We start from the raw sequence: 2,704 nt of genomic DNA on the forward strand, positions 1-2,704 counted from the left end.
TCTTAAAGGCAATGGAAAAGAAGCCTATTCACTTTAAGATGGGATTTCTTTTTAGAATAACGCATATAAACACTCCTTTTAGAGATTGTATCTAATCAACTTAACAAAAAGAGGTATAATTATGGTTATAAGCTCTATACCCCTTATGCGTTTATCATACCCATTATGTGAGCATGCTTTTAAGTTATTCAGTTTCTCTTATTTCTAATTTTGGTAAGTTTTTTACGATTTTCATTGTTTCTAAACTTACGGTAATAACCCTTTGAAACAACTCTAGAGGGTAGGCAGGGTTTCCAACGGTTTCAACAGCATAGCGATTGGCATCATTCACAATGCCGCTCTTCTTATCAGTCTTTACACACTGACGCCCCATAACCCATTCAAGAGCAGGCTTGCCATTGACGATATACTCATAAGCTTCAAGAGGGATATCTGTCATTGTGATATTGCTGTTATAAATGACAGTTGATTTATCCTTTTCCTTACTATTCTTANAACTTTTGGATTGCCTTTTTTAAAGGTCACTGGATAAGGCTCTATGCTTTCATAATTCACGTGCAAATGACCCAATTCACGCCCTGCTGTTACAAATTTCCAAAAATCACCAGCACTCTTTACGCAAGGGATACGAGGTAATTCTTTGCATAAATTATGTGCATAACGGGCACGATAATCTTCCGAATGAAGTAAACCGTAAACGTAATAGAATAGATCATCTTTTGTTATGGTTTCATTAGGATAAGCAGCTTTAAAATGTACTAATCCTTCATCAGTAATGGCATCACGCCTCTGTAAACCAGCTGTTTTGCTTTCTTCTGTAAATAAATGGGATTGTTTCTCACTTTTACTTTTTGAAACCGTAGCATCTTCATAGATATACCTTGGAAAGCATTGACCACTCTCTATTGTAGTAAGATTAGGTATACTTTTAGCCATCAAAACAGAAAAACCACTTCTTGCGCCTATACCTGTAACTTGTATTACCTTATTTTCGACTACTTGCCCCATCGGAAATATACGCGGCATTTGGTAAGTTCTTTCATTAAAAATACGATTGTAATAGAGCCATTGCTTTGTAAAGGGACGATAAAGACTTTGAACTGAACAATTACTTTCAAATTCGGAAACTTTTCCTCTTACAAACTCTTCTTTTAGACTACTACTCCAACTGATTTTTTTAGCATCAACGTTAACAAAATTGTCTACAGCATTTTTACGTATCCTGCTATCAACATGCCCATAAGCATTATTAAAACGTTCTACTTCACTATTATAGAAAGCAATCGTATTAGTCATATTTTTTGCTAAAACTTTACGGCTTGAATTGTACGCCCAAGCATCACGATTGGTTGAAACTCCAAGAGAAAAATTTTCAAAAAGTTTTTTACCATGACCTTTTTTAACACCTAGAGCTAAGAACGCTTTGAAATTTTCATCACGTTGATGAATCCAATCACCATGTTCATCCGGCGTAATTGTTTGCCATTTTTGTTTACGCGTAATGCCATCAATACTACCAAAGGACTTGATTATCTTAAGTTTTTTTGTAGTAGAAAGATTATCTCCAATGTCATGATAGTAAATTTTACAATCTCCAGAAACACTAGGATTTTTGATAAATAGTGTCACAGCAATACCGGTCATACTTCCATTGCCAAAAATATTTTCTCCTTCTTGAGCAGTTCCATTGCTTAACATATTTTTACGTATATCCCCTCGTAAATTAAGCACATAAATACTTGTAAATTCTTTGGCTAAAGATTTTCGTAAGCCAGCCATTGTCGACTTTTCTATATAACCAGAGCCAGAAACAAAGCCGATTACCCCAGCATTCTCAATACGGTCGCTTGCCCAGCGTATAGCACGAATATAACTGTCATATAACTTTTGCGTACTAGTTGCTCTAGATTGAGCGGCGTAAGTTTCACCGATACGTTTATTTAATATGGGATAGGGAGTATTCTTTGCATTATCATTTTCATTTTTTTGTCCTACCGAATAAGGAGGGTTACCAAAGATAACTTTAATATCCAGTTTCTTTTGATGCTCTAAATATTCACTGTTTTCCTCTAGTAAACCTTTCATCAAATCTTGTTTTTCAAGCATCCGAAATGTATCGGTCAAACCAATATGCTTAAAAGGAATATACTCTCCTTTCATAAGACTATGATACGTCGATTCAATGTTAATCGCTGCTATGTAATAGGCAAGCAAAACAATCTCATTGGCGTGGATATCATGACGGAATTTATATTCCATATCCTCTGGTTTGATGAGATTAGATTGTAAAAGCCGTGTGATAAAGGTACCCGTTCCAGTGAAAGGGTCAAGAATAGACACACCACGTGACCCTAAGCTTGTTCCAAACTCATTCCGCAACACATCATCAACAGAATGAATGATAAAATCCACAACCTCAACGGGTGTATAAACAATCCCAAGCTTATCCGTGGTTTTCTTAAATGCCTTGGCAAAAAAACTTTCATAAAGTTTGATAATAAGATTCTGTTTTGCATGAGTTTCGGTGATACCTGCTGTACAGAATGTGACACTTTTGTAAAATTTATCAAGATCTTTCGTTTTCTCTTCGATATTGGTTTTATCCAGTTCCGTTAAGATCTTATCCATTGCTTGTGAAATGGCATTGTTCTGTACAAATTCATTGCCTTCAAACAAGGCTTCAAACACGGGACGCGTGACAAGA

General features: G+C 35.7%; 1 pseudogene. It reads right to left on the minus strand.

Annotated features, from left to right (window positions below):
• Nucleotides 1–184: 184 nt before the first annotated feature.
• Nucleotides 185–2,704: pseudogene (locus tag ACFILT_RS04105) on the minus strand (type ISP restriction/modification enzyme); the annotation flags it as partial.

The sequence above is a fragment of the Bartonella sp. AP7XZML genome, from assembly GCF_042195745.1.
GTDB lineage: Bacteria > Pseudomonadota > Alphaproteobacteria > Rhizobiales > Rhizobiaceae > Bartonella.